Annotated in this window: 22 protein-coding genes, 1 tRNA gene and 1 other RNA gene; 19 read left to right on the plus strand and 5 right to left on the minus strand. The window is 54.5% G+C overall.

The genetic code is table 11. The features are described 5' to 3' along the window. Positions 1-2 precede the first annotated feature (2 nt). The 6 genes from glgA to AVO41_RS07465 all read left to right on the plus strand — a co-directional run bounded on the left by glgA (position 3) and on the right by AVO41_RS07465 (position 6140). On the plus strand, positions 3-1472 hold the full coding sequence (gene glgA / locus AVO41_RS07440; protein WP_068585037.1) for a glycogen synthase GlgA: 1470 nt from the start codon (positions 3-5) through the stop codon (positions 1470-1472). A gap of 165 nt (positions 1473-1637) precedes the next feature. Beyond that, positions 1638-4172 carry a glycogen/starch/alpha-glucan phosphorylase gene (locus tag AVO41_RS07445; protein ID WP_068585040.1) on the plus strand — a complete coding sequence of 845 codons (2535 nt, stop codon included), beginning with the start codon at positions 1638-1640 and terminating at the stop codon, positions 4170-4172. A gap of 49 nt (positions 4173-4221) precedes the next feature. Continuing rightward, entirely contained in the window at positions 4222-4566 is a 345-nt protein-coding gene (locus AVO41_RS07450) for a DUF3392 family protein (protein WP_068585044.1), read from the plus strand. Further along, positions 4566-5105, plus strand: a complete 540-nt coding sequence (locus tag AVO41_RS07455; protein WP_068585049.1) for a GreA/GreB family elongation factor — start codon at positions 4566-4568, stop codon at positions 5103-5105. Before AVO41_RS07450 ends, AVO41_RS07455 begins: the two co-directional genes overlap by 1 nt. Before the next feature lie 39 nt (positions 5106-5144). Beyond that, complete coding sequence (locus tag AVO41_RS07460) at positions 5145-5858, plus strand: LPP20 family lipoprotein (RefSeq protein WP_068585052.1); 714 nt, start codon at positions 5145-5147, stop codon at positions 5856-5858. Further along, a complete protein-coding gene (locus tag AVO41_RS07465; RefSeq protein WP_068585054.1) occupies positions 5859-6140 on the plus strand; it encodes a hypothetical protein in 282 nt (93 codons plus the stop codon). It begins immediately after the preceding gene. Between the two features lie 152 nt (positions 6141-6292). Here AVO41_RS07465 and AVO41_RS10910 read toward each other — a convergent pair whose 3' ends face one another. Further along, entirely contained in the window at positions 6293-6427 is a 135-nt protein-coding gene (locus AVO41_RS10910) for a hypothetical protein (RefSeq protein ID WP_255357707.1), read from the minus strand. A 93-nt stretch (positions 6428-6520) separates the two neighbouring features. Between AVO41_RS10910 and ectA the strand changes: the two genes are divergently transcribed. The 8 genes from ectA to AVO41_RS07510 all read left to right on the plus strand — a co-directional run bounded on the left by ectA (position 6521) and on the right by AVO41_RS07510 (position 13809). Continuing rightward, entirely contained in the window at positions 6521-7045 is a 525-nt protein-coding gene (gene ectA / locus AVO41_RS07475) for a diaminobutyrate acetyltransferase (RefSeq protein ID WP_068585060.1), read from the plus strand. Positions 7046-7069: 24 nt separating this feature from the next. After that, on the plus strand, positions 7070-8329 hold the full coding sequence (gene ectB, locus AVO41_RS07480) for a diaminobutyrate--2-oxoglutarate transaminase (protein ID WP_068585063.1): 1260 nt from the start codon (positions 7070-7072) through the stop codon (positions 8327-8329). A 53-nt stretch (positions 8330-8382) separates the two neighbouring features. Next, positions 8383-8781, plus strand: coding sequence for an ectoine synthase (locus AVO41_RS07485; RefSeq protein ID WP_201022865.1), 399 nt, complete (start codon positions 8383-8385; stop codon positions 8779-8781). Positions 8782-8867: 86 nt separating this feature from the next. Next, positions 8868-10313, plus strand: coding sequence for an aspartate kinase (locus AVO41_RS07490; protein WP_068585069.1), 1446 nt, complete (start codon positions 8868-8870; stop codon positions 10311-10313). Continuing rightward, positions 10301-11218, plus strand: coding sequence for a tetratricopeptide repeat protein (locus AVO41_RS07495; RefSeq protein ID WP_068585072.1), 918 nt, complete (start codon positions 10301-10303; stop codon positions 11216-11218). The genes AVO41_RS07490 and AVO41_RS07495 overlap by 13 nt, the downstream gene beginning before the upstream one ends. 176 nt (positions 11219-11394) lie before the next feature. Further along, a complete protein-coding gene (locus AVO41_RS07500) occupies positions 11395-11904 on the plus strand; it encodes a thioredoxin family protein (protein ID WP_068585075.1) in 510 nt (169 codons plus the stop codon). Between the two features lie 36 nt (positions 11905-11940). Next, on the plus strand, positions 11941-13278 hold the full coding sequence (locus tag AVO41_RS07505; RefSeq protein ID WP_068585078.1) for a TolC family protein: 1338 nt from the start codon (positions 11941-11943) through the stop codon (positions 13276-13278). Between the two features lie 21 nt (positions 13279-13299). After that, on the plus strand, positions 13300-13809 hold the full coding sequence (locus AVO41_RS07510; protein ID WP_068585081.1) for an efflux RND transporter periplasmic adaptor subunit: 510 nt from the start codon (positions 13300-13302) through the stop codon (positions 13807-13809). A gap of 5 nt (positions 13810-13814) precedes the next feature. Here the strand turns inward: AVO41_RS07510 and AVO41_RS07515 are convergent, their stop codons facing one another. After that, a complete protein-coding gene (locus tag AVO41_RS07515; protein WP_153003510.1) occupies positions 13815-14600 on the minus strand; it encodes a hypothetical protein in 786 nt (261 codons plus the stop codon). A gap of 23 nt (positions 14601-14623) precedes the next feature. Next, positions 14624-14699: transfer RNA gene (locus AVO41_RS07520), tRNA-Arg, on the minus strand. 14 nt (positions 14700-14713) lie between these two features. On the opposite strand from AVO41_RS07520, the gene hrpB reads away from it, so the two are divergent. Next, on the plus strand, positions 14714-17308 hold the full coding sequence (hrpB, locus tag AVO41_RS07525) for an ATP-dependent helicase HrpB (RefSeq protein ID WP_068585086.1): 2595 nt from the start codon (positions 14714-14716) through the stop codon (positions 17306-17308). 12 nt (positions 17309-17320) lie between these two features. On the opposite strand, the gene AVO41_RS07530 is transcribed toward hrpB, so the two are convergent. Continuing rightward, on the minus strand, positions 17321-19225 hold the full coding sequence (locus AVO41_RS07530) for a sensor domain-containing diguanylate cyclase (protein WP_068585089.1): 1905 nt from the start codon (positions 19223-19225) through the stop codon (positions 17321-17323). Next, positions 19225-19752 carry a DUF2062 domain-containing protein gene (locus AVO41_RS07535; protein ID WP_068585092.1) on the minus strand — a complete coding sequence of 176 codons (528 nt, stop codon included), beginning with the start codon at positions 19750-19752 and terminating at the stop codon, positions 19225-19227. The genes AVO41_RS07530 and AVO41_RS07535 overlap by 1 nt, the downstream gene beginning before the upstream one ends. Positions 19753-19829: 77 nt before the next feature. On the opposite strand from AVO41_RS07535, the gene rnpB reads away from it, so the two are divergent. The 4 genes from rnpB (at position 19830) to ftsZ (ending at position 23301) form a co-directional block, all read left to right on the plus strand. Further along, positions 19830-20201, plus strand: an RNA gene (gene rnpB, locus AVO41_RS07540) — RNase P RNA component class A. A gap of 380 nt (positions 20202-20581) precedes the next feature. Then, a complete protein-coding gene (mraZ, locus tag AVO41_RS07545; protein WP_068585093.1) occupies positions 20582-21040 on the plus strand; it encodes a division/cell wall cluster transcriptional repressor MraZ in 459 nt (152 codons plus the stop codon). Further along, positions 21040-22008 carry a 16S rRNA (cytosine(1402)-N(4))-methyltransferase RsmH gene (gene rsmH, locus AVO41_RS07550; RefSeq protein WP_068585096.1) on the plus strand — a complete coding sequence of 323 codons (969 nt, stop codon included), beginning with the start codon at positions 21040-21042 and terminating at the stop codon, positions 22006-22008. Before mraZ ends, rsmH begins: the two co-directional genes overlap by 1 nt. 96 nt (positions 22009-22104) lie before the next feature. Then, positions 22105-23301 carry a cell division protein FtsZ gene (gene ftsZ / locus AVO41_RS07555; protein WP_068585099.1) on the plus strand — a complete coding sequence of 399 codons (1197 nt, stop codon included), beginning with the start codon at positions 22105-22107 and terminating at the stop codon, positions 23299-23301. Positions 23302-23319 lie beyond the last annotated feature (18 nt).

Below are 23319 nucleotides of genomic sequence, written 5' to 3' on the forward strand. Positions count from 1 at the left end.
CAATGAATCTGCTTTTTGCCACCTCTGAGGCGCACCCGTTGATCAAAACCGGGGGGCTGGCCGATGTGTCGGGCAGCTTGCCCAATGCCTATGCCCGACTGAATCAGTCGGTGCGGCTGATTATGCCTGCTTATGGCGATGTCATGGAAAAACTCGATCAGGTTCAGCAGATTGCTGATCTGACCGTTGGAGGTTGCGGTCGCCATCTGCATGCACGGTTGTTGCAGGCGCAGGTCGAAGGCATTGATGTGCCGGTCTGGCTGGTGGACATTCCGGAGCTGTTCAAACGCTCGGGCAACCCGTATATGGCCGCCGACGGAGAGGACTGGTGGGATAATGGCGAGCGCTTCGGGGTGTTTGCCAAAGTGGTGGTCGAGGTGGCGATGAATCGTGCCGGACTTGACTGGGCACCGGATTGGGTGCATGCCAACGACTGGCAGACCGGTTTGGTGCCGGCGCTGTTGAGCGAGGAAATGAACCGTCCCCGCACCTTGTTTACCATTCACAATATGGCGTATGCCGGATTGTTTCCCAAGTCGCTGTTCGATTCGCTCTGGTTGCCCTGGCATTGGTGGGGGCCGCATGGCATTGAATTTCACGGGCATGTGTCCATGCTGAAAGCCGGCATTGTGTTTGCCGATTGGGTGAGCACCGTCAGTCCGAGTTATGCCCGGGAAATTACCTTTCCCGAGTACGCCTACGGGCTGGAAGGTGTGCTGCAGCAACGCGAAAGCGAAGGGCGTCTGTTGGGCGTGCTCAACGGCATTGACTCACGGGTCTGGAACCCGAAAACCGATCCGCTGATCGAGCGAAACTATTGCGCGGACAAAGGACGGGTGGCGGCCAAAAAAGTGAATAAGGCGGCCATGCTCGATTTTTGGGATCTGCCGCCAAGCGTTTTAGATTCACAGGCTCCGGTGGTTGGGCTGGTGGGACGTCTGGTCCCGCAAAAAGGGATTGATCTGGTGCTGGACGTGCTACCGGAGCTGCTGGCACAGACCGATGCCCGTTTCGTGTTTGTGGGCAGCGGAGAACGCCATTTTGAGTATGCGCTGAACGAACTGGCGCACCATCATCCCGAGCGGGTGATGGTCTACATCGGCTATTCCGAAAAGTTGGCGCATCGAGTGGAGGCAGGCGCGGATCTGTTCCTGATGCCTTCGCGTTTCGAACCCTGCGGGTTGAACCAGCTTTACAGTCTGGCGTATGGCACGCTGCCGGTGGTGCATGCCACCGGCGGTCTGGCGGACACCGTGGTCAATGCCACCGAAGACAATCTGAAAGCGGGCACGGCGACGGGCTTTGTGTTTTATGACCCCAGTCGCCATGCGCTTAAATCCACGCTCTTGCACGCTCTCTACCTTTACGGGCGCAAACGAAGCTGGCAGAAGCTACAAAAAACCGCCATGCAACAGGATTTTAGCTGGGAAAAAAGCGCTCAGCGTTATTTGCAATTGTTTGAAACGGTTTAAATTGACCAGGCCTGGTCAAAAACACAGGCGGACGCCTTTGTGCTGTCATTCTTTGACTCGGACATGTCACGGAAGCGTCACCCAAACAACCAGGCCTTGGCGTTGTAATGAATATCTGGAACCTGACGTGGGGTTCGCGAGTGAAGTCTATCAATGGAGACACACATGACGGCAAAATCGACCCAAACTCATCGCCACTCATTAACCCCGGAGCAGGAAAAACGCATTGCGGAACTGCTCAAACAAACCGGGATGGATGTCGAAGACATCGAAGAGGATTTTATTAACTACCTCTACAACACCTTTGGGCGCAGTGTGCGCTCGGAAGCCTGGTATCAGTTCAATGCCCTGTCTTATACCGTGCGCGACCGGCTTATGACCCATTGGAAGCGAACCTGGCAGGCCTATCAACAGTGCGACAGCAAAAAAGCTTATTACTTGTCGATGGAATTTCTGATCGGACGTTCCTTGTCCAATAATATGCTCAATCTGGGGATTGAAACCAAGGCCGATCAGGCGCTCTATAACCTGGGGCTCTCGATGGAGGAAGTTGAACAGGCCGAGCGGGACGCAGGCCTGGGCAACGGTGGCTTGGGCCGTCTTGCCGCCTGCTTTATGGATTCGTGTGCGACCTTGCAACTGCCGGTACTGGGTTATGGGTTGCGTTATGAGTACGGCATGTTCAAGCAGCTGATCCAAAACGGTTTTCAGATCGAGGAACCGGATCACTGGCTTGCCTACGGCTCCTATCCCTGGGAGATTCAGCGCTCGGAGTACACGCGGATGGTGCGATTTGGCGGCTACACCCGACCCTACAAAGACCCGGAAACCGGTGAGTTCATCGTGCATTGGGAAGATGCGGAAGAAGTATTGGCGGTGCCGTTTGATGTGCCGATCCCCGGTTTTAAAAATAACACCGTCAACACGCTTCGTCTTTGGTCGGCGTCGTCCCCGGAAGAGTTCGATCTGCAGGAATTCAACCAGGGCTCCTATTTTGAAGCCGTCGCCAAAAAGAGCGAAGCCGAAAACATCACCATGGTGCTGTACCCGAATGACGCCAGTGAAAACGGCAAAGAGTTGCGTCTGCGTCAACAGTACTTCCTGGTCTCGGCGTCATTGCAGGACGTGATGGGTCAGTGGGTGGAGACGCATGGCAAAGCGTTTGAGCGTTTTCATGAGCAGAATGTATTTCAGTTGAACGACACGCACCCCAGTCTGGCGGTGGCGGAGTTGATGCGCCTGCTGGTGGATGAACAACGGCTCGATTGGGAGCACGCCTGGTCGATTGTCAGTCAGTGTATGGCCTATACCAACCATACCTTGTTGCCTGAAGCGCTGGAGAAGTGGCCGGTGGCACTGTTTGAAAAGCTGTTGCCGCGCCTTTTGGAAATCATTTATGAGATCAATGCCCGCTTTTTACGCCAGGTGGCGATGAAATGGCCGGGGGACACGGCGCGCCAGCAACGGATGTCGATCATTGATGGCGATGATCAGGTGAGCATGGCGTATCTGGCCATCGTCGGCAGCTTCTCGGTGAATGGGGTGGCGGCTTTGCATTCGCGCTTACTCAAAGAAGGGTTGTTTCACGACTTTTATCAGCTCTGGCCGGAGAAATTCAATAACAAAACCAATGGCGTAACGCAACGGCGCTGGATGGCCAGTGCTAATCCAGGATTGCGTCAGTTGTTGAAAACGCACATTGGTGAGGATTGGATTACAGATCTCAGCCAGCTGGCCAAGATCGAGCCTTTGGTCAAAGAAAAACCGTTCCGTCAGGAATGGATGGCGGTCAAACGTGAAAACAAACAACGCCTTGCGGACATGGTGGCACGTAAAACCGGGGTTCAGCTGGACGTGAGCAGTTTGTTTGATGTTCAGGTCAAGCGAATTCACGAATACAAGCGTCAGTTGCTTAATGTGTTGCATGTAATTCATCTTTATTCCCGCATCAAGCGAGGCGATATCGATCAGTGGACCAATCGTTCGGTGATCATCGGCGGCAAAGCCGCACCCGGTTATGCGGTGGCGAAAAACATCATCAAACTGATCAATAATGTCGCCAGTGTGGTCAATGACGACCCGGATGTGGGCGACAAACTCAAGCTGGTGTTCATCCCCGACTATAACGTTTCGGCCATGGAAGTGATCGCGCCCGGCACCGATCTGTCCGAGCAGATTTCAACCGCCGGTAAAGAAGCCTCGGGCACCGGCAATATGAAATTCATGATGAACGGCGCGGTGACCATCGGGACGTACGATGGAGCCAATGTGGAAATTCATGACGCGGTCGGTCCCGATCATTTTTTCCTGTTTGGCTTGCGCACCGAAGAGGTCACGGAGCTGCGTCAGCACTACCATCCTCAGGGCTGTATCGATCGGGACCCGGACTTGCAGGCGGTGTTCGGCCTGTTGGAGTCGGGGCATTTTAACCAGTTTGAACCGGGGTTGTTTGATGAAATCCTGGCCAACCTGAAAAGCCCGCACGACCCGTGGATGACGCTCGCCGACTTCCGGGATTACGTGGACACTCAGGCTGCGGTGGCTGAAGCCTTTCAGGACCATGAGCGCTGGAATCGAATGAGCATCATCAACAGCGCGCGCAGCGGTATTTTTTCAACCGATCGGACGATGCAACAATACAACGAGGACATCTGGCAGCTGACGCCGGTCTCAGTGGAGGGGGAAAGGCCTTTGCGTTGATCGCCGGGGCGGCTAAAATGAGACCATTGTCAGCAAAACAGATGTCTCAATGGACGCAGTAATCGGTTGGATCAGTGAACAGCTCATCGTTTTTTCAGAATGGTTGCGCCCTTATCTGGGACAGCTGGTGCTGGCGATGGTGGCTAGTTTTCTGGTGATTTTCGGCAATGACTTGATGGGGGGGCTCAAAAAACAGCTGGGGGCACTGGCCTGGTTTTTGAAAGTGACGCTGTTTGTGCTGTTCTGTGCGGTGGGTTTTGCGTTGCTGACCAGCTTTTTTGCGCCTTTGCTCACGGCGGCGTTGGCTCAAATCAATGATGTCTGGCTGGGGTTGGTTGTGGTGGCGTTGTTTTATGTCATCGGCTGGCTGGCTCAGAAGAAGGGACTGTTGTGATGGCCGCGACCTATCTGACCCTGGCCGGGTTTCAACGTTTGAATGATGAGCTGGCCCATTTGTGGCAGACGAAGCGCCCGCATATTGTTAAAGCTCTGCAGACGGCGGCGGCTGAGGGCGATCGGTCAGAAAACGCCGAATACATCTATCGAAAAAAAGAATTGCGTGAGACCGATCGTAAAATCCGTCAGTTGGAAGCCGGGCTGAGCCGGGCAAAGGTTGTGCGTGACAATCCCAAAGATCAGCAGCGGGTTTTTTTCGGTGCGGAAGTGACTCTGATGCCGGCAGCCACCGAGCAGGACAGCGTTGAACCCCGTATACATCGCCTGGTCGGCGGCTTGGAGGCCCGGCTGGAGATGGGCGAGATTTCAGTGGATGCGCCTTTGGCCAAGCAATTGTTGGGGCGAACGCTGGGGGACCGTCTTAGATTGAAGGGTGGTGAGGGGCAAAATAAAACGTATGAAATCGTTCGCATCCGCTATTATAATCAGACGTATCGGGATGCGAAGAATCACGCAAGCAACCCAGCCGAGTCATAAAGAAAGCCGAAGACGTCTCGGGGGAGAGAAGGAGAAACGATGACGATCACAAAATGTGGCGCACAGACTCATCCACTGGCTGCCGGCGCATGGCTGTTGATAAGCAGTCTATGGCTGGTGGGGTGCAGTGTTCAGGAAACCAAAGAAACCTCCGAGTCTTCGACGTCGCCAGCGACTGAAACACAGTCGTCGCCTGAGCCGGTAATGGAAGCGGTCACGCTGGATCCCAAGACGTGTTATTACCCCGGTTCGGACGCCCCGGCACCCGGATGGGTTTGTGACCAGCCGGTCAAAGGCCTGGCCCTGTCAGCCGTGGGCATTGCCGAGCCCAGTTCGGGGGGCATCAGTTTTATGAAAACCCTGGCCGCGGCTGATGGGCGCGGACGACTGGCAGCGCAGATGCAGGTGCAGGTGGATCAGATGGTCAAGCAGTATCTGGGCAGTACGGGCCGAGGCGACCGTGAAACCATTGATGCCGTTGCCAGTGTGACCACCAAAACGCTCGTGCGTCAGGATTTGGTCGGTTCGCGTGTGTATCAAACGCGCACCGGGCCCAATGGACGCTTGTTTGCGCTGGTCGGGCTGGACCCGGCCAATTATGCCAGTGTGGTGGAAAACGCCGCCCTGGATTCCATGAACAATCATCGGTCGCTTTGGCAGGCGTTCAAAGCGGAGCAAAGTTTTGAAGAGATGGCCTCCGACCTGGCCAACCGCTCTGTGACCGATGATCTGAACGCAGCGCAGGAGGAGTGAATGGGCTGGATTATTAAAGACATGTATGAGGACGATTACGATTTTGAAGTGGATCGTATGAATCTGGAATCCATGGACATTACGGCCTTTTCCTGTCCCAAGCTGCGTATTATCGAAGTCCCCGTGGCCGATGACGATCTGGAAACCCTTCAAAAGGTGTATGAACTTCTTTTTCCGGGGCTGTTCGAAGACATGGAGCGCATGTTGACGCAGGAAGGACCTGATCCCTATAAAGTGAAGTATTACTACAAGATGCGACAATCCGGTGCCGATCGATTCTGACGGGGCCAAGGCCCTGTTTGGGCAGGCCTGGTAAGATCGGGAGAGGCTGAGCCACGCGGTTTCGGCCACTCCTTAGCGATGGCGCCCCCTTGAAATCAGTAGAGGGTTCATTATAATAATGCCTACGTTCATAGCCCAAGCAGGTTACGTTATTACTTCCAATACTGTTGCGTTGACACAGTTCCCGGCGTTTTGGCGCCTTCTTCAATCAGCTCTTTTTTCTTTTCTGATCCCGTTTCGTGCATTCGGTTTGACTCAGAACCCTTTCGCTGTTCTTTATTTTGCATGCCCTGTTCGCCTGGCGCGTTCAAGCTCGGCTGTGGTTTGCTCACAGCCTGTGGCGACATCGACTTTTTTTCAAGCAACCAAAGACTGAACCCATGACTGACATTGCGATTGACTCATTGACGTTTCGCAAACCGACTTTGCAGGACGGTTATGCGATTTATGAACTGGTAAAGGCATCCCCGCCGCTGGATGTGAATTCCAGTTACCTTTACTTCCTGCAGGCGTCGCATTTTGCTGACACCTGTCTGGTGGTGGAGCACGAAGGCCAGCTTTTGGGGTTTGTCTCGGCCTATTTTCAGCCAGACGCGATCGACACACTGTTTGTGTGGCAGGTCGTGGTGTCCAAGGCCGCTCGCGGGCTGGGGCTGGCCAAGAAAATGCTGCGCCAGCTGGTGATCAACCAGACCGCAAGCGGAGTAAAGCGTGTGACCTGTACCATTAGCCCATCCAATAAAGCGTCTCAGGCCCTGTTCCGTTCGTTTGCCGAACAGTATGGTTGGACCTTGCGCTGCGATCCGTTTATCCGGGAAGAAGATTTTGGCAGCGAGGGGCATGAGGCCGAAGATTTGTACACCGTTGAGGCGCCGGATCAATCGGACCTGACGAAAGCTTTATAATTTTTGATGACAAAGGATAAAAATATGGCATCACTCGACATTTTTAACAAATACGAATCCGAAGTACGCGGTTACATTCGCTCGTTCCCCGTACTGTTTGACACCGCCAAAATGGCAGAGATCTGGGACACGGACGGCAAGCGTTACATTGACTTTTTTGCCGGAGCCGGTGCCTTGAACTATGGTCACAACAACGACGTGATCAACAAGGCGGTGATCGAATACCTTCAGCGCGATGGCATCGGGCATGCGCTGGACATGGGCACCGTGGCCAAACATGATTTTATCGAAGCCTTTGTCAACAAGGTTTTGAAGCCACGCGATCTGGAATACAAACTGCAGTTTGTGGGACCCACCGGGACCAACGCCATCGAAACCGCGTTGAAAATTGCACGGAAGGTCAAAGGGCGCAAACAGGTGATGTCCTTCACCAACGGGTTCCATGGTATGTCCATGGGCTCTTTGAGTATTACCGGTAACCAGTATTATCACGACGCCAGTTATGGGGTGCCCGGTTATACCTACCAGGTGCCTTTCCACAAGTATCTGGGTGATAAGGTGGACACCATCGCTTACCTGCGCAAGATTTTGGAAGATGATTCCAGTGGCACCGAATTGCCGGCGGCGATTGTTCTCGAAACCATTCAGGCCGAAGGTGGCATCAACGTATCCGGTGAGCAGTGGTTGCGTGACTTGCGCAAGATCTGTGATGACTTCGACATCCTGATGGTGGTGGATGACATCCAGGTCGGTAACGGACGTTCCGGTAATTTCTTCAGCTTTGAGCGAGCGGGCATCCAGCCTGACATCATTACCCTGTCCAAGTCCATCGGTGCCGGTCACCCAATGGCCATGGTGCTTCTGAAAGAAGAGCTGGACAAGTGGAGCCCGGGTGAGCACTCCGGAACCTTCCGCGGTAACAACTACGCGTTCGTTGCGTCGACGGCCGCGATCAATACCTACTGGTCAGACAGTGCCTTCTCGGACGAGGTCAAAGACAAAAAAGCGCCGCTGGTTGAGAAACGCATGCGTCAGATCATGGAGCGTTATCCGGATGACGTGATTGATGTGCGTGGTTACGGCATGATCTGGGGCTGTGAATTCAAAGACCCGGAAAAAGCCTCTGCCGCCGCCGCCCAGTGTTTTGAAGACGGTCTGGTGATCGAATCCGCCGGGGCGGACGATGAAGTCCTCAAGTTCCTCGGGCCTTTGGTGATTACCGAAGAATTGATCAACGAAGGCTTTGATATTCTGGACGGTGCACTTGAGAAAGTGCTGAAGTAATCCATCCAAGGCCGCTTTTGAGCGGCCCGAACTGAATTGAACAAAGGACGATTATGATTGTCAAAAATTTGTATGACGACGTCATCGGCACCGACGCCGATGTCGATTCCAAGCAGTGGAACAGCCGCCGCTTGTTGCTGGCCAAAGACGGCATGGGTTTTTCCGTGCATGACACCATCATCAAAGCCGGTGAAGATTTGCACCTGTGGTACAAAAATCACCTTGAAGCGGTGTATTGCATTGCCGGTGAAGGGCAGATCACGGAAAAGAAAGACGGCACCGTTCACGAGATTCGCGAAGGCACGATCTATGCCTTGAACGAGCACGATCAGCACATCCTTAGCGCGAACAAGGGCGTGGATATGCGCATGGTTTGTGTGTTTAATCCGCCTGTGACCGGCCGTGAAGTGCATGACGAAGACGGCTCTTATAAATTGCCGGATCAGGACTGAACCCTAGTCAAAACCACCAGGCCTGGTGGTTTTGGTTGAACGCCCCGGTCGATCGGGGATCCATGGACGATAAACAGTAGAGAATCATGTCACAAACCAGGACACACTCCCTTAGTATTGAAAAAATCGGCGGCACTTCCATGAGTGATTACGCCGCAGTGCGCGATAACATCATCCTTTATCCCCAACAACGTTACGGGCGGGCATTTGTGGTGTCGGCTTATGGCGGCATTACCAACGACCTGTTGGAGCACAAAAAGACGGATCAGCCCGGGGTTTATGGCTTGTTTGCCAATGATGATGTGGATGACGACTGGCGCATTGCGCTGGATCAGTTGAGCCTCAAAATGAATAAGATCAATGCCGATCTGTTTGAGGACGAGTCGCTGCGAATTCAGGCCAATGCGTTCATCGATGAGCGCATTGCTGAAACCAAGCAGTTGCTCAACCACTTGCAGGACTTGTGCAGCCATGGCCATTTCTCATTGGAGAAGCACCTGTTGACGGTGCGTGAACTGCTGGCCAGTCTGGGCGAAGCCCACAGTGCCTGGAACCTGGCGCATCTGTTGCAGACCGAGGGTGTGAACGCGCGATTTGTCGATCTGACCGGTTGGCAGGCCGATGAGACGCTGCCGCTGGATGAAATGATCAAGACCCACATGGGAGAGATTGATTTTTCCCGTGAATTGCCCATCGTGACCGGTTATGCCCACTGTCAGGAAAACCTGATGCATACGTTCGACCGTGGTTACAGTGAGATGACTTTCAGCCGTATCGCAGTGATCCTGCAGGCAACGGAAGCGGTGATTCATAAAGAGTATCACCTGAGCAGTGCCGATCCGACGCTGGTGGGTGAGGACAATGTGGTGCCGATCGGTAAAACCAATTATGACATTGCCGATCAGTTGGCCAATCTGGGCATGGAAGCCGTCCACCCCAAAGCCGCACAGGGCTTGCGCCAGGCGCAGATTCCGCTGCGGATCAAAAACACCTTTGATCCCGCTCACCACGGCACCATCTTTACCGAAGATTATGTCAGTGAATACCCTCAGGTTGAGATCATTGCCGGTATGTCGCGCCTGATTGCGCTGGAGGTGTTTGACCAGGAAATGATGGGGCAACAGGGCCAGTATGAAAAGCATCTGGTGGACGTTTGTGATCGCCTCAAGATTGATGTGGTGACCAAGGATTTCAATGCCAACACGATTACCCTGTATCTGGACTCGTCGCTGAAAAAAGCCAAGCGTCTGGCCGAGCAGCTGGAAGCGGTGTATCAGACGGCAACCATCAGCACGGCGAAGATCTCGCTGGTCTCGGCGATGGGCAGTGACATGCGCATTAAAGGCCTGCTGGCCAAAGCGGTGCAGACCCTTTACGATCAGGCGATCAATGTCGAAGCGATTCACCAGAACACACGTCAGGTGGAAATGCAGTTCTTCGTCAATGAAAGCGACTATGAAAAAGCGGTTAAAGCCATGCACAGTACGCTGATTGAAGTGCACGATCACGGTAAAGCCATATGCGAACACTGAGTCAAAGGCTGGTTCAGACAAGTGCGCTGATTCTGCTGATGAGCGCCTGGCCACTGATTGCGATCAGTGCCACCTCGCCGCACACCAAAGAAACGCAGGATGTGGAGCAGTTGGAAGGTCCCATGTACAATCCGTTCGTTGAGCGTTATGTCATGGATGAGCTGCGCCAGCTGCGGGTGGATATGAACGACATGCATGTCCAGCTGACCAAGGAAGTGGTCAATCGTGAGTTGACGGCGACCAGTCGTGCGGTCGGCTATGCGACCGATACGGTGACCTATTTCTTTTATCTGATTGCGGGGATTTCCTCCGTTTTGCTTCTGGTGGGCTGGTCCTCGATTCGGGACATCAAAGTCAAAGTGCATGATCTGGCCGATACAAAGGTCAATAAGGTCATCGCCACTTACGAAGAGCGTTTGAAAAAACTGGAAGAAGAATTGCAGCGTAAATCACGCGGCATCACCAGTGCACAGAAACGCTTGTCTCAGCATCAGGATATTCATAGTTTATGGTTGAAAGCCGGTCAGGAACAGATTCTGAGTAATCGCATGACCATCTATGATCAGATTCTGGAACTGGACCCGGCGAACGTGGAAGCCATGACCTACAAGGCGGATGCAGCACTGGAAATGAACGAGCCACAGTGGGCAATCAATCTGTGTAATCAGGCACTGAGGATGGATCCGGAAAACAAACATGCGTTCTATCAATTGGCCGGTGCCTATGCTCAGCTGGATAAATCCGCGGATGCGATCGAATATCTCAAGGTGGCCCTAGAGGGCACCGAGGGCTACAAAGATCAGGTTAAAAATGACCCGGTGTTCAGCGAATTGCGCGACAATCCGGAGTTCCAGCAGCTCATTGCGGATGACATGGACGATACGAGCGAAAAGAAACCGTCCTGATGGTGGGACAGGCTTCTTTATTTGCTTCTCACAAAGCGCCTACTGGGCGCTTTTTTTGTGTACAGGGGGGTAAAACCGGCTTTGCAAAATTAATTCATAGTCATATTGCTCAAACTATGAAAAAATGCTCATCATCGTTGATCAATGGTTGGCCTGATCAGGCCGAGGGAGGAAGAATGCGGCGGTTACAACAATGGGGTGTGGGGCTTTGCCTGGCGTTTGCCGTGACTTGGCCGGCTCAGGCTCAGGAATTTTTCGATGAAACCTTTGGTGATTTGCAGGAAGAGTTGAGCGTGGCCAAAGAGGCGGACAAAAAAGGGATTTTTCTCTTTTTTCAGATGGAGGAATGCCCCTTTTGCGACCGCATGAAAAAAACCATCCTCAATCAACCGGATGTGATTGACTATTTTCGTGAGCATTTTCTGACGTATCAGATTGACATCGAAGGCTCGAATTACATGGTCAACTTCGATGGTCAGGAGGGCACGTCTCAGGATTTGTCCGAAAAAATATACCGGGTGCGTGCCACGCCGGTGATGATTATTTTTGATTTAGAAGGGCAACCGTTGGTGCGTTATACCGGGCCGACGCGGAGCAAAAAAGAGTTCAAGCTATTAGGGCAATACGTCGTGGATGGCGTTTACAAAGACATGTCGTTTACCCGCTACAAACGTTCGCAAAAATAAAGAGGCCAGACTATGGGGGGAGGATCAAAGAGCTTGATGCGTGCGTGGCCAATGCCCGCGCGGACGATCAGCGTACTCGTACTGATGTTTGCCTTGTCCGGAGCGAAGGCCGAGGCACCTCAGTCAAAACCGCAAGCGGAGGCAGCAGACGCCTCAACGCCGTCTCTGCCCGCGCCCTTGACCCTGGCATCGGTGTTGACCCTGCCGGATCAGGTCAGTCCGTCGGTCGCGCAGGCCAGAGCGGGCATGGACCTGCAAGCCAGTCTGCGGGATGAAAGACGCGCAGACAATGGCATTGACGTGGGCATTGAAGGGCGTCTGGCTTGGCGTGAGTACCAAAACGAAACCCAGGATCATCACCGCATGGCTCTGCATCTGGGGAAAGAACTTTATGACTTTGGTCAGACCGAGCAGGCAGCCCTGGCAGAAGAAACCCTGATGGATGCGCAGGCACTGCGTTATCAGGATCGTCTGAGCCGGTTTCGCATTCAAATGATGCGGGCGTTTTTTGACATCATCCTCGCGGATTTTCAGTACCGCATTGACAACGAAGCCATGGCGGTGGCCTACATCGACTTTGATAAGGCTCGAGATCAGCATGAATTAAGTCGAATCTCGGATGTGGAATTTTTACGGCTGGAAGCTGAGTACGAAAAGCTTTTGACCCAGCGCACTCGGTCGGAGCATGCGCAGCGGCGTACACGGGAACATCTGGCGAATCTGGCAGGCCAGCCCGGGCAGTTACCGGATAAGGTGCGGATGCCGTCGCTGGATTTTCTGTCTGAACGTGCATTGAAAACGTTGGCGGATTATCAGACCGCAGCGCTGACGCATAACCATGAAGTGCGTCGCCTGCAAACTGAAATCAAGGCACTGCAGCATCGTCTTGAAAGCGAATCAGCCGCAGATACGCCGACATTCCGTGCCGATGCCTGGGGTGGAAAGCTTTCCAGTTATCCAGAGCAGCGAGAGGGCAACTGGCAGTTCGGTTTGTCCATGCATTACCCCTTGTATGATGGCGGCACGCGCAAAGCCAGAGTCCAATCGGTTCGCGCCCGGATACAGGCTAGCCAAGCGGCGTTGCGGTTGGCTGAGCAACGCGTTCGTGACCAGGTTGCGGAGGTGTTTTTTGATTTGCAACTGGCCAAAGCCCAGGCGCGCCAGAACCAACGCTACAGTGATTACGCCGATTTGTATTTTGAGTTCAGCCGCGGCAAGTACGAAAACGAAATGCAAACCGACCTGGGGGACTCGATGGTGAAGTTGTCTCAGTCCACGTTTAATATCATGCAGCAGCGCTTTAACGAGACGTTGAACTGGGCACGATTGGATTATCTAACGGGCCAAACGTTGGCCGCCAGTGACTATCAATAAGTATTTGAGAAGGACGGTAATATGAAAACAACGGGTTGGAAAGCGATTGTGGTCATGGGGCTTTGCTGGTTCAGTCTTCAGGCCTGGGCGGCACAGACCATTCAAATCGGTGCGCTGGTATCAGGCCAGGTAGACGAGGTTCTGGTGCAGGAAGGCGACCGGGTGGAAAAGGGGCAGCTACTGCTTCGCATCAGTCACCCTCCATTCTGGGCCAAGCTGGAAGCCGCCAAAGCTCAGGCGGCAGCGTCCAAAGCGCGCTATGATGATGCAAAAATTGAATTGGAACAGGCGTTGGATTTGTATGACCGCACCGTGACCGCCAAGCGGACGCTGGATGCCGCGCAGGTCGCGCATGATGTGGCTGAGCAAACCTACCGGAAAGCGCAGGCGGATGTGCGTTATTACCAGGGTTGGGCTGGCTACTACCGAATCAAAGCGCCTGTGGCGGCCACGGTCAGTGCGATTAAAACGCCAAAAGGGGCCACGGTCTTCAAGGAGCACACGCCCATGCTGGAACTGACGCCGGAGTAGGCGCGTCAGGGATTGGGCGAACGGCGTTTAAACTGATAGACGGGGCGTAATTCGCCTTCAAACCAGTACTTAGCCGTCAGGTTTTGGTCTGTTTGCTCAAAGTGGCGCCCTAAAGAATGCCCAGAGGCCGGACGGCTCAGCGTCAGGTCCGTTTGCGACCAGTTCAGTGTTTCTTTCAAGTGCATGGGGTAATACCCATTAAAAAACTTACGCATATAAGGCCCCCGCTCTAATACCCAACCCTCGGACGCTTTACGCAGGGTCCGACTCTGGCCTTCAATGCAGATTTCAGCGTCTTTCTCAATCCCGCTTAATGTTACCTGGGCGGTGCCCGCTTTCGCCGATGCGATCCCCGACTCGCGCGTAATCGTTAGCCCGCGAGTGGTCTGAGAGTTGTAGACAATGTCAATTTTTGCCATGGCATCCAATTGGTGATGGCACTGTTCAAAGGTGACCCAGCCATGCGCCAATGAATCAGGCGTTAGGATCAGGTGGTTGACCAGATAGTAATCATTTTGAGGCACGTCTTCAGGCGATAGCCATTTGACTTGTTTGTTTTGAAAGCGGGTGGGAAAATCGTCCTCGCCGGGTTGCGGGGGCGTATTTTTTTGCATGGCCGCGATGTCCGGTCGCGGCCCATCTCCCTCCAGCCAGGCGCGTTCCGCTGGCGTCAGATCGGACAGATCATCGCTGAATTCAATTTCGGCCTGAACCGATCCGTATGCAAGCAGCGGTGCAGTGAGCAGAATGGACAAAATACGTGAGCGCAAAGGTGTGGATGGCAATGGCAAAATCGACCCCTTCTGTTGGAGGGTGGTGTGCCATGCTGGACTCGAACCAGCAGCTCGGGCTTAGGAGGCCCGGGATTTATCCTGTTAATCGAATGGCACTCAGGCCTTCAATTATGCAAATTTCCACATTAAAATCCACCAGGCCTGGTGGCGACTGGCCACCTTTTACCCCAAATCAACCGGAGTTTACCTTGTCTGAAACCGCACGCTGGGATCCGTCTCTGCCCATTGTCTCTCAACTGGCTACCATCGATCAGGCGCTGGCGTCCGGTCACAATCTGGTGCTTCAGGCTGAGCCGGGGGCGGGCAAGTCAACCGCCGTGCCAGCTTATTTGTTGGATCAGGCCTGGCTTTCGGGACAGAAGATTTTGATGTTGGAACCGCGGCGCCTGGCGGTGAAGACGCTGGCCAGTTATCTGGCCAGGCGGCATGAGCAGTCGGTTGGGCAGACCATTGGTTATCAGGTGCGCCAGGAAAAACGCCGCAGCCCCGAGACACGGCTCGAAATTGTGACCGAGGGCATTCTGACGCGGCGGTTGCAATCAGACCCGGCTTTGGACGGTGTGGGTCTGGTGATTTTTGATGAATTTCATGAACGCTCTTTGCACGCGGATCTGGCCCTGGCTCTGTTGTTGGAAGTACAAAGCGCGTTGCGACCGGACTTACGCATTCTGGTGATGTCGGCCACATTGGATCTGGATCCCGTCAGAGACTGGCTGGCAGCTTACCAGCATCCGGTGGCCGCATGCCAGGCAGAAGGTCGCTGTTACCCGGTTGCCACCCATTACCTGGAAAAATCGCTTTCGTTCAAGACCGACGCCTTGCCGGTTCTGGCCACCCTGGTTCAGCAGGCTTTGATCGATACGGACGGCGATGTGTTGGTGTTTCTGCCGGGACAAAGAGAAATTGAGCGTTTGCAATCCATACTGAGTGAGCGTTTGGGCGACTGGCCTGCGTTGCAGCTGCGTCCACTGTATGGGCGTTTGCCCGCTTCAGAGCAATCAGCGGCCATGGCGGCATGCCAGCCGGGCGAGCGCAAAGTGGTGCTGGCCACCAATATCGCAGAAACCAGTCTGACCATTGAAGGAGTGACTGCGGTGGTGGACAGTGGTCAACATCGTCAGGTGATCTATGATCCGAATACGGGCATGGATCACCTGGTGGTTCGGCGAATCTCGAAGGCGTCGGCGGAACAGCGGGCCGGGCGGGCCGGACGGGTGCAACCCGGACAGTGCTATCGTCTGTGGACCCAAGCGGAACAGGCGCGGCTTCAAGTGGCCGATGCCCCGGAAATACAGCGCGTGGATTTGACTCGATTATGCTTGGAATTGGCGCAATGGGGCCTGTCAAACCCGGAAGATCTGTGTTGGTTGACCCCACCTCCGGCAGGGCATTTTGCGGCCGCGCAGGCCAATTTGAAGCAGTTAGGGCTGGTTGAGGCGCGGGGGCAGATCACGGCGTCCGGGAAGCAGGCGTTGGCCATGCCCGTCTCCCCACGATTGGCAGCCATGGTTTTGAGTGCACCGGCGAGTCAAAAACCGCTAGCTGCGTCACTGGCCGCTTTTTTGATGGAAAATCTGGCTTGTCAGGGGTCGTCTCCCGATGCATTGGATTTCAATGCAAACTGGCGTTACTGGCACACGCAAAAGACAGCATTGACCCAGCGGTGGCAACGAACCACGGCGTCCATTATGGGCGCGCTCAATACCCGTCCTTCTAAGTCATCTGACTATTCGGTGCACGACGAAGCCTTGTCGGCTTTGTTGGCCAAGGCTTATCCGGATCGGGTGGCAAAACGCGTGGACCGGGCAACGGCCACCTATCAGTTGGCCCAAGGCAGCCGGGTTGGCTTGCCGGAATCCAGCCCGCTGGGGAATGCCAATTGGCTGGTCGTCATTGATGTGGCAGGCCAGTCCAAGCGGGTGCGTCAGGCGATTGCGATTGAGGAGAGCCGCCTGCGTACGACCCTGTCAGATCAGATTGCAACGGGTGCGCGCTATCATTTTGACCTGGATGAGAAGCGGGTTCGCGCGTGGCAGGAAACCAAACTGGGCGCCGTGACCCTGGACCAACGTCCACTTGCGGAAAGCGACTGGTGCACCGATGCCAGCCAGGCCTGTTTGCTGGAGGCTCTGCAAAAACACCCTCGCCTGCTTGTGTGGCCGGATAAAGCACAGGCCTGGTTGAACCGTGTACGTTGGTTGAGTCACTACCTGCCCGGTTTTGAAGGGTTTGAGGAAGCGACCTTGATGCAAACGCTGGACACTTGGCTAAGCCCGTTTCTGGCGGGCATCAAGAGTGTCCAAGCCCTCAATCGATCTGATTGGGTGAGTTACTGGCAAAGCCGTTTGGACTATGAGCACTTACAGACCTTGGCAAACGAGGCACCGGCGATGTTTGAGCCGCCAGCCGGACGACCGATCCCGATTCGCTATGACCCCAGTGGGCAGGCCCCGCCAACGGTTGCGGTGCCTTTGCAGGCGTTATTCGGTTTGCATGCATCCCCGCAACTCGGCGGGGGCCAGGTTCCATTGCGATTTGAGCTGTTGTCACCGGCGCGGCGCCCGGTTCAGGTGACCTCCAATCTGGCGGGTTTCTGGCATGATTCCTATCATGAAGTGGCCAAAGAAATGCGCGGCCGCTACCCCAAGCATCGCTGGCCAGAGGATCCGCTCCAAGCGGTTCCCGGGCGCTCCATCAAGCGTTGAGCGAGACAGCAATCAGGTTTTTTCGGCGGGCGCATCGGCGAGTTTAACGGAGGTGCCGGCCGCCGCTTTGGCCTGATACATGGCTTGGTCGGCTTGTTTGAGTAGGGCGCGGGCCTCTTTGCCATGCTCAGGCGCCATGGCAATGCCAATGGACGCACTGAGCGACAAGCGTTCATCCCCGACGGAATAAACAGTTTCCAGGCTGTCGATCAGTGTGCGGGCAATCTTTAATGCGTGATCATTCAGGTGTTTTCCCGAGACCAGAATTAAGAATTCGTCCCCACCTAGGCGTCCGACCCAGTCTTCAGAGCGAACATGGTGCTGCAGTCGTTTGGCGACGTCTTTGAGGACTTCATCGCCGCATTCGTGTCCGTACTGGTCGTTGATCGGTTTAAACCGGTCCAGATCCAGAAACAGGATGGCCAGATGCTCATTTGGGTCCAGGTGGTCGAGCCGATGGTCCAGCTCTGTGAGTGTGGACGCCCGGTTGGGGAGCTGAGTGAGGCTGTCATACCGGGCCAGATGTTTCATACGCTGTTCCCTGGCTTTGTGCTGGCGGATGTCATTGAATATATGAATCAACTGCGCAATCCGTCCACTCTGTGGGTTGCGCACGGCACTGATGGTTTGCAGGGTCGGCATCGATTCCTGGGAGTGGGTTCGGTACCAGATTTCGCCTTGCCAGTGGTCGCGCGCGTCAACCTGCTCAAGAATGCTTTTGATCTGGCCCGGGTCAGCTGACAATTCCGTCATGATCGCGGTCAGTTGCGTGTGGTGTGCATCATCGCAGGCATATCCCAGCAGTTCTTCAAAAGCATGGTTGACTTTGTCGATACGGAAATCCGGGTCGGTGATCACAATGGCCTCTTTGGCATTGTCGAACACACTGGCGGCCTGCTTCAGGGTTTGTTCATTGGCCTGGATTTCTTCAGCCTGGCGGCTCAATCGCTTGATCAGCGGTTGGATCGCCTGGTGGGTAAGCAAGGCCCCAATTAGCATCATTAATGCGATGGAGCCCAGGGCCCAGAAAAGGTCGTCATAGGCCTTGTGGTAGAGGGCATCCTGCGGCATTTCCACAATCAAATCCCACGGCGCCTGCTCCAGCGGGCTTTGGAACAGGGTTTTTTCCTCGCGGTTGATCGGCGTGAGATAGGACTGGCCAGTATGCCGGTTAAGGGTCTGCAAAAGCGCATGGTCGGGTCCCAGCGCCAGGGCTCGGTTGTCTTGAATCAACCAGGCCTGGTGGTTTTGAGGGTGGTACAGGTACAGCTGAGTGCTGGGGTCTAAGTGCTCCGGTGATTGAAGTTGTGCCAGCCAGTGATCCGGCGCAAACACCAGCACATCCATGCCGATGACGTCTTGTTGACCATTGCGAATGGGCGCGGTGGCCACGATCTTTAGGGATTCCCCTGCAAAATAAAACCCGATGGGCGGCAGACGTTTGTGCAGGCTGGGATCATCACGAAAAGACAGTGTCTGACCATTTAGCTGAGGAAATAATTCGCTGACGTGGGCAAACCCCAGGCCGTCTTTCTGGCTTTGGGTGATGATTTCGCCTTCGGGGCCCAGGCGGAAAAAACCGGAAAGACTGGGGGTTTTGCGCGCGGCATCCGCCAGACGCGGTTGGGAAAAGGCGATGGTTTTTTCCAGAGACAGGTTACCTTCGCTATAAGCCACCAGTCGTTTGCGAATTTCAGTTCGACTGGTGAACTGCTCGGCAATGCTCTGATAGCCTTTTAAAAGATGATCCAGTGAGCTGGTGTGTGCCTGAACACTGATGCGCGTGGCTTTGTCGATGCCTTGCTGGGCTGACTGGAAAAGCGGGAGTGCCACACTGAGCCCGACCAGAACCGCCGTGGTCAGCATGATGAACACGGCGGTTAAAAGAATGCGTTGCTGGCAGGCTTGCAGAAACATCAGGCTTTCCCCCGGCGGCGTGCCCAGGCATTAAACAAAAAGCGTATGGGGTGAAGGTAGGCGATCACGGCAAACAGCAGACTGCCGAACAGGATGCCCAGCATCAGATTGCCCAGAAAAAACGGCTGCCAGATCAGAGGAAACACCTGATCAAACCAAAGGGCCGAGCCGATGGGGAGGTTTTGCAGGCTGGGATCGACGCTGGGGGTGTTCAAAAACCAGGTGCCGAACTGGTAACCACCGTACCAGATGGGCCCCATGGTCAAGGGATTGGTGATCCAGGCCAGCGCGGTTGCCAGCGGAATATTGGCTCGACTGTAATAAGCCAGAATCGACCCCAGTAGCATTTGAAATGGAATTGGGAGCATCATGCAGAACATGCCGATGAAGCCTGCGCGCGCAAAGGACAAGCGATCCCCTGCCCAATAGACACGGTCTTTGAAGCGGGGGAAATAACGGTTCAGAAAGGTGGAGCGTCGAACCTTTCGACCGATGAGATGCATATGCAGCTTGAGAAAACGGACCATTAAGTCATTGTACCAATTCGGTCTTTGGTTTGTCACAAAATGGACATCATCCCCGGATTGGGGTAGAGTAGCGGCGGCAAGAAGGTCGGGCAATCGCGGGCCGGGGTGACCCGGTTCGAGGAAAGTCCGGGCACTGCAGAGCAGAATGCCAGCTAACGGCTGGGCGGCGTGAGCCGACGGAAAGTGCCACAGAAAACGTACCGCCGGGCAACCGGTAAGGGTGAAAAGGTGCGGTAAGAGCGCACCGCGCAGCGGGTAACCGTCTGCGGCAGGGTAAACCCCATTCAGTGCAAGACCAAATAGGAAAACAGGCTCGTTTCGCACGGGCACGGTGTGGCTCGCACCGGGTTTTCGGGTAGGTCGCTTGAGGCTGGCAGTGATGCCATGCCCAGATGAATGGTTGCCGCCTGGTGACAGGACAGAACCCGGCTTATAGACCTTCTTGCCTTTCATTTTATTGGTTTTTGACCAGGCCTGGTCAAACAGCCACCCCTCGCTTTGCCGGTTTTATCAATATTTAGTGCTTTTTTGATTTAATAGGTCTATATGTTGTGGTGCTGAAGTGTCTGCATCACGCCCTGAAACCCTCTTTTCTTTCAGTTTCTTAATATAAATAGTTAAAATTAACTATTCATACCTATTTGTAACTCTATGAATAATCAGGGTTTAATTTTGACCGGTTTTCGTGAGTTGCTGTTTGGGCGTCGACGCTAAGTTGTTGGTCTGCAAAAAGAAATTCTTAAATCTATGTGTTTTGATTGCTTGACAGGGGTAGGGAAAGTCAATATAGTGGCGATTAGTGGTGGCAAGTGGTGAATAGTGGAAATAAATGTTGTTCTTTCGTGGCATTAATGCAATCAATATGGACGCAAAGGGTCGGCTTGCCGTGCCCAAGCGTTACCGTGCCGCGATCGAAGAGGCCAGCGACAACCAGTTGGTGGCCACCATTGATCTCCACAGCCCATGCCTGCTGATGTATACCCTGGATGAGTGGGAAGTGATTGAGCGCAAGTTGATCAGCCTGCCTAATATGGATCCGCAGGCGCGCCTGGTTCAGCGGCTTTTGCTGGGGCATGCCTCCGAGATGGAGATGGACTCACAGGGACGTGTGTTGCTTCCGGGGTTGTTACGTGAACACGCCGGACTCGACAAGTCGGTGATTCTGCTGGGACAGGGGAATAAGTTTGAGTTGTGGTCGCAGTCTGCCTGGGACGACAGTCGTCCGGATATGTTGGCCAGTGCTCAGGACGGTGACCTGTCCGAATCTCTGGCGAACCTGAGTCTGTGATGCGTCGGCCCGAAGTGAAACAGTCCGAGGCCAGCCATGAGCCCTTGACGCCGCATGCGCCGGTGCTGTTGGAAGAAAGTCTGCGGGCGCTGGCGATTGATCCGGACGGGCGATACATTGACGGCACATTTGGGCGGGGTGGCCACAGTGGGGCGATATTGAACGCTTTGTCACCAAGCGGGCGGTTACTGGCGATTGATCAGGATCCCGAGGCGGTGAAGTGGGCCAAGCAAACATTTAGCGCTGACCCGCGATTTGATATCGCGCATGCCCGTTTCGATGAGCTGGTGCAATTGTGTGAGGCGCGTGACTGGGTCGGTAAGGTCAATGGTGTTTTTCTCGACATAGGGGTGTCATCGCCGCAACTGGATGAGGCCGAAAGAGGGTTCAGTTTTATGCGCGAAGGTCCTCTGGATATGCGGATGAACCCCGAAGCAGGGTTGAGTGCGGCACAGTGGTTGGCGGAAGTGGATGAAAAAACTTTGGTGAAAGTTTTGCGCGACTACGGAGAAGAACGGTTCGCCGGGCGCATCGCCAAAGCAATCAAAGCGGTCAGTGGCACGCCGGAACTGCAGACCACAACGCAATTGGCGGAGGTGGTCAAGGCCGCCAGTCCGAAAACCGAACGCCACAAGCACCCGGCCACCCGCACCTTTCAAGCCGTGCGTATCGCGGTCAATCGGGAGCTGGAGGGGTTGGCATCGGTGTTGACGCAATCGCTGACGGTGTTGGCACCGGGCGGACGTCTGGCAGTGATCAGTTTTCACTCGCTGGAAGACCGTATTGTGAAGCGTTTTATCAGAGAGCATGCCACGGCAAAGGATTTGTATCCGGCGTCACCCATTGAAATTGAAGTGGTGGCACCGGTATTGAAAAAAGTTGGCAAACCGGTTTTTCCATCTGAGACGGAATGCCAGCGTAATCCGCGCGCTCGCAGCGCGGTGTTGAGGGTGGCTCAGAAACTCTGACGCAGTCTGCGTTTTAGAGGGTGAGTCGGTTGTCGAAAGTGTTTGGGCTCGCGCCAGCGAGCGATGATTGATTGATAAAGGGGAGTATCAATGTCTATGCAGTTTGAACTAAAGGAAACCACGGCGGATCACACCGGGTTGCCGTCGATTAAGGTGATTGGCCTTGGTGGCGGTGGCGGTAACGCCGTGGATTATATGGTGCGCTCACAGGTCGAGGGCGTGGAATTTATGTGTGCCAATACTGATGTTCAGGCACTAAAGAATTCAGCGGTGTCCACGTGCATTCAGCTGGGTGAGAACGGATTGGGCGCCGGTGCCAACCCAGAGAAAGGGATGGAAGCGGCCAAAGAAAACATTGAACAGGTCAAAGAATCGCTCAAGGGCGCAGACATGGTCTTCATTACCGCTGGCATGGGCGGGGGCACAGGAACCGGTGCCGCGCCCGTCGTGGCTCAGGCGGCCCGTGACATGGGTATCTTGACGGTGGGCGTTGTGAGCCGCCCGTTTGGGTTTGAACGTCGTGCCAAAGTGGCCGAAGCCGGCATTGCCGAATTGTCGGAGCATGTGGATTCATTGATCACCGTGCCCAATGACAAATTGCTGAAGGTGCTGGGCAGTGATTTTGTACTGGCCAAGGCGTTTGATTATGCCAATGAAGTACTGCATGGCGCGGTTCAGGGGATTTCCGAGCTGGTGACGCGTCCCGGTATGATCAACGTTGACTTTGAAGATCTGCGCACGGTCATGAGTGAGCGAGGCGTTGCCATGATGGGTGTGGGGCATGCCACGGGCGAAGATCGCGCGATCAAGGCCGCTGAAAAAGCCATTGCCAACCCTCTGCTGGAAGACATTTCGGTGTCAGGCGCGCGAGGCCTGCTGGTAAATATTACGTCCGGTCTGGACTTTACGCTGGGTGAATTCAATGAAGTCGGTGATGTGATTGATGAAGTCGCCTCTGCCGATGCCAAAGTGATCATCGGGACCTCCATTGATGAGGCCATGTCCGATGAGATTCGTGTGACCGTCGTGGCAACCGGGCTGTCGGAAGCACAGGATGCGGAAACGAAACCTGAAAAAGTGACGCCGAACCTTCAAGCTGTGGAAGCTTCCAAGGCGGAAGAAAAGCAAAACATGGCGTCTGAAAAGTCTGCCTCGGAACCGAGTATTGCGGCCCGCCGCGAACCTGAGATCAGTCGAGAAAAAATGGCGGTCAACGGGTCCCATGCGCAGACACAGGACAAGGGGTCCAATTACCTGGATATTCCGGCTTTCCTGCGCCGTCAGGTTGATTGATACCTCGTCCCTCTAAAC

This window comes from Thiomicrospira sp. WB1 (assembly GCF_001507535.1).
Lineage (GTDB): Bacteria > Pseudomonadota > Gammaproteobacteria > Thiomicrospirales > Thiomicrospiraceae > Hydrogenovibrio.

Excerpts from the sequence above, each read along its gene's own strand:
- glgA (WP_068585037.1), top strand. The coding sequence starts at position 3 with ATGAATCTGCTTTTTGCCACCTCTGAGGCGCACCCGTTGATCAAAACC.
- AVO41_RS07445 (WP_068585040.1), top strand. The coding sequence starts at position 1,638 with ATGACGGCAAAATCGACCCAAACTCATCGCCACTCATTAACCCCGGAG.
- AVO41_RS07450 (WP_068585044.1), top strand. The coding sequence starts at position 4,222 with ATGGACGCAGTAATCGGTTGGATCAGTGAACAGCTCATCGTTTTTTCA.
- AVO41_RS07455 (WP_068585049.1), top strand. The coding sequence starts at position 4,566 with ATGGCCGCGACCTATCTGACCCTGGCCGGGTTTCAACGTTTGAATGAT.
- AVO41_RS07460 (WP_068585052.1), top strand. The coding sequence starts at position 5,145 with ATGACGATCACAAAATGTGGCGCACAGACTCATCCACTGGCTGCCGGC.
- AVO41_RS07465 (WP_068585054.1), top strand. The coding sequence starts at position 5,859 with ATGGGCTGGATTATTAAAGACATGTATGAGGACGATTACGATTTTGAA.
- AVO41_RS10910 (WP_255357707.1), bottom strand. The coding sequence starts at position 6,427 with ATGCAAAATAAAGAACAGCGAAAGGGTTCTGAGTCAAACCGAATGCAC.
- ectA (WP_068585060.1), top strand. The coding sequence starts at position 6,521 with ATGACTGACATTGCGATTGACTCATTGACGTTTCGCAAACCGACTTTG.
- ectB (WP_068585063.1), top strand. The coding sequence starts at position 7,070 with ATGGCATCACTCGACATTTTTAACAAATACGAATCCGAAGTACGCGGT.
- AVO41_RS07485 (WP_201022865.1), top strand. The coding sequence starts at position 8,383 with ATGATTGTCAAAAATTTGTATGACGACGTCATCGGCACCGACGCCGAT.
- AVO41_RS07490 (WP_068585069.1), top strand. The coding sequence starts at position 8,868 with ATGTCACAAACCAGGACACACTCCCTTAGTATTGAAAAAATCGGCGGC.
- AVO41_RS07495 (WP_068585072.1), top strand. The coding sequence starts at position 10,301 with ATGCGAACACTGAGTCAAAGGCTGGTTCAGACAAGTGCGCTGATTCTG.
- AVO41_RS07500 (WP_068585075.1), top strand. The coding sequence starts at position 11,395 with ATGCGGCGGTTACAACAATGGGGTGTGGGGCTTTGCCTGGCGTTTGCC.
- AVO41_RS07505 (WP_068585078.1), top strand. The coding sequence starts at position 11,941 with ATGCGTGCGTGGCCAATGCCCGCGCGGACGATCAGCGTACTCGTACTG.
- AVO41_RS07510 (WP_068585081.1), top strand. The coding sequence starts at position 13,300 with ATGAAAACAACGGGTTGGAAAGCGATTGTGGTCATGGGGCTTTGCTGG.
- hrpB (WP_068585086.1), top strand. The coding sequence starts at position 14,714 with ATGCAAATTTCCACATTAAAATCCACCAGGCCTGGTGGCGACTGGCCA.
- AVO41_RS07530 (WP_068585089.1), bottom strand. The coding sequence starts at position 19,225 with ATGTTTCTGCAAGCCTGCCAGCAACGCATTCTTTTAACCGCCGTGTTC.
- AVO41_RS07535 (WP_068585092.1), bottom strand. The coding sequence starts at position 19,752 with ATGGTCCGTTTTCTCAAGCTGCATATGCATCTCATCGGTCGAAAGGTT.
- mraZ (WP_068585093.1), top strand. The coding sequence starts at position 20,582 with ATGTTGTTCTTTCGTGGCATTAATGCAATCAATATGGACGCAAAGGGT.
- rsmH (WP_068585096.1), top strand. The coding sequence starts at position 21,040 with ATGCGTCGGCCCGAAGTGAAACAGTCCGAGGCCAGCCATGAGCCCTTG.
- ftsZ (WP_068585099.1), top strand. The coding sequence starts at position 22,105 with ATGCAGTTTGAACTAAAGGAAACCACGGCGGATCACACCGGGTTGCCG.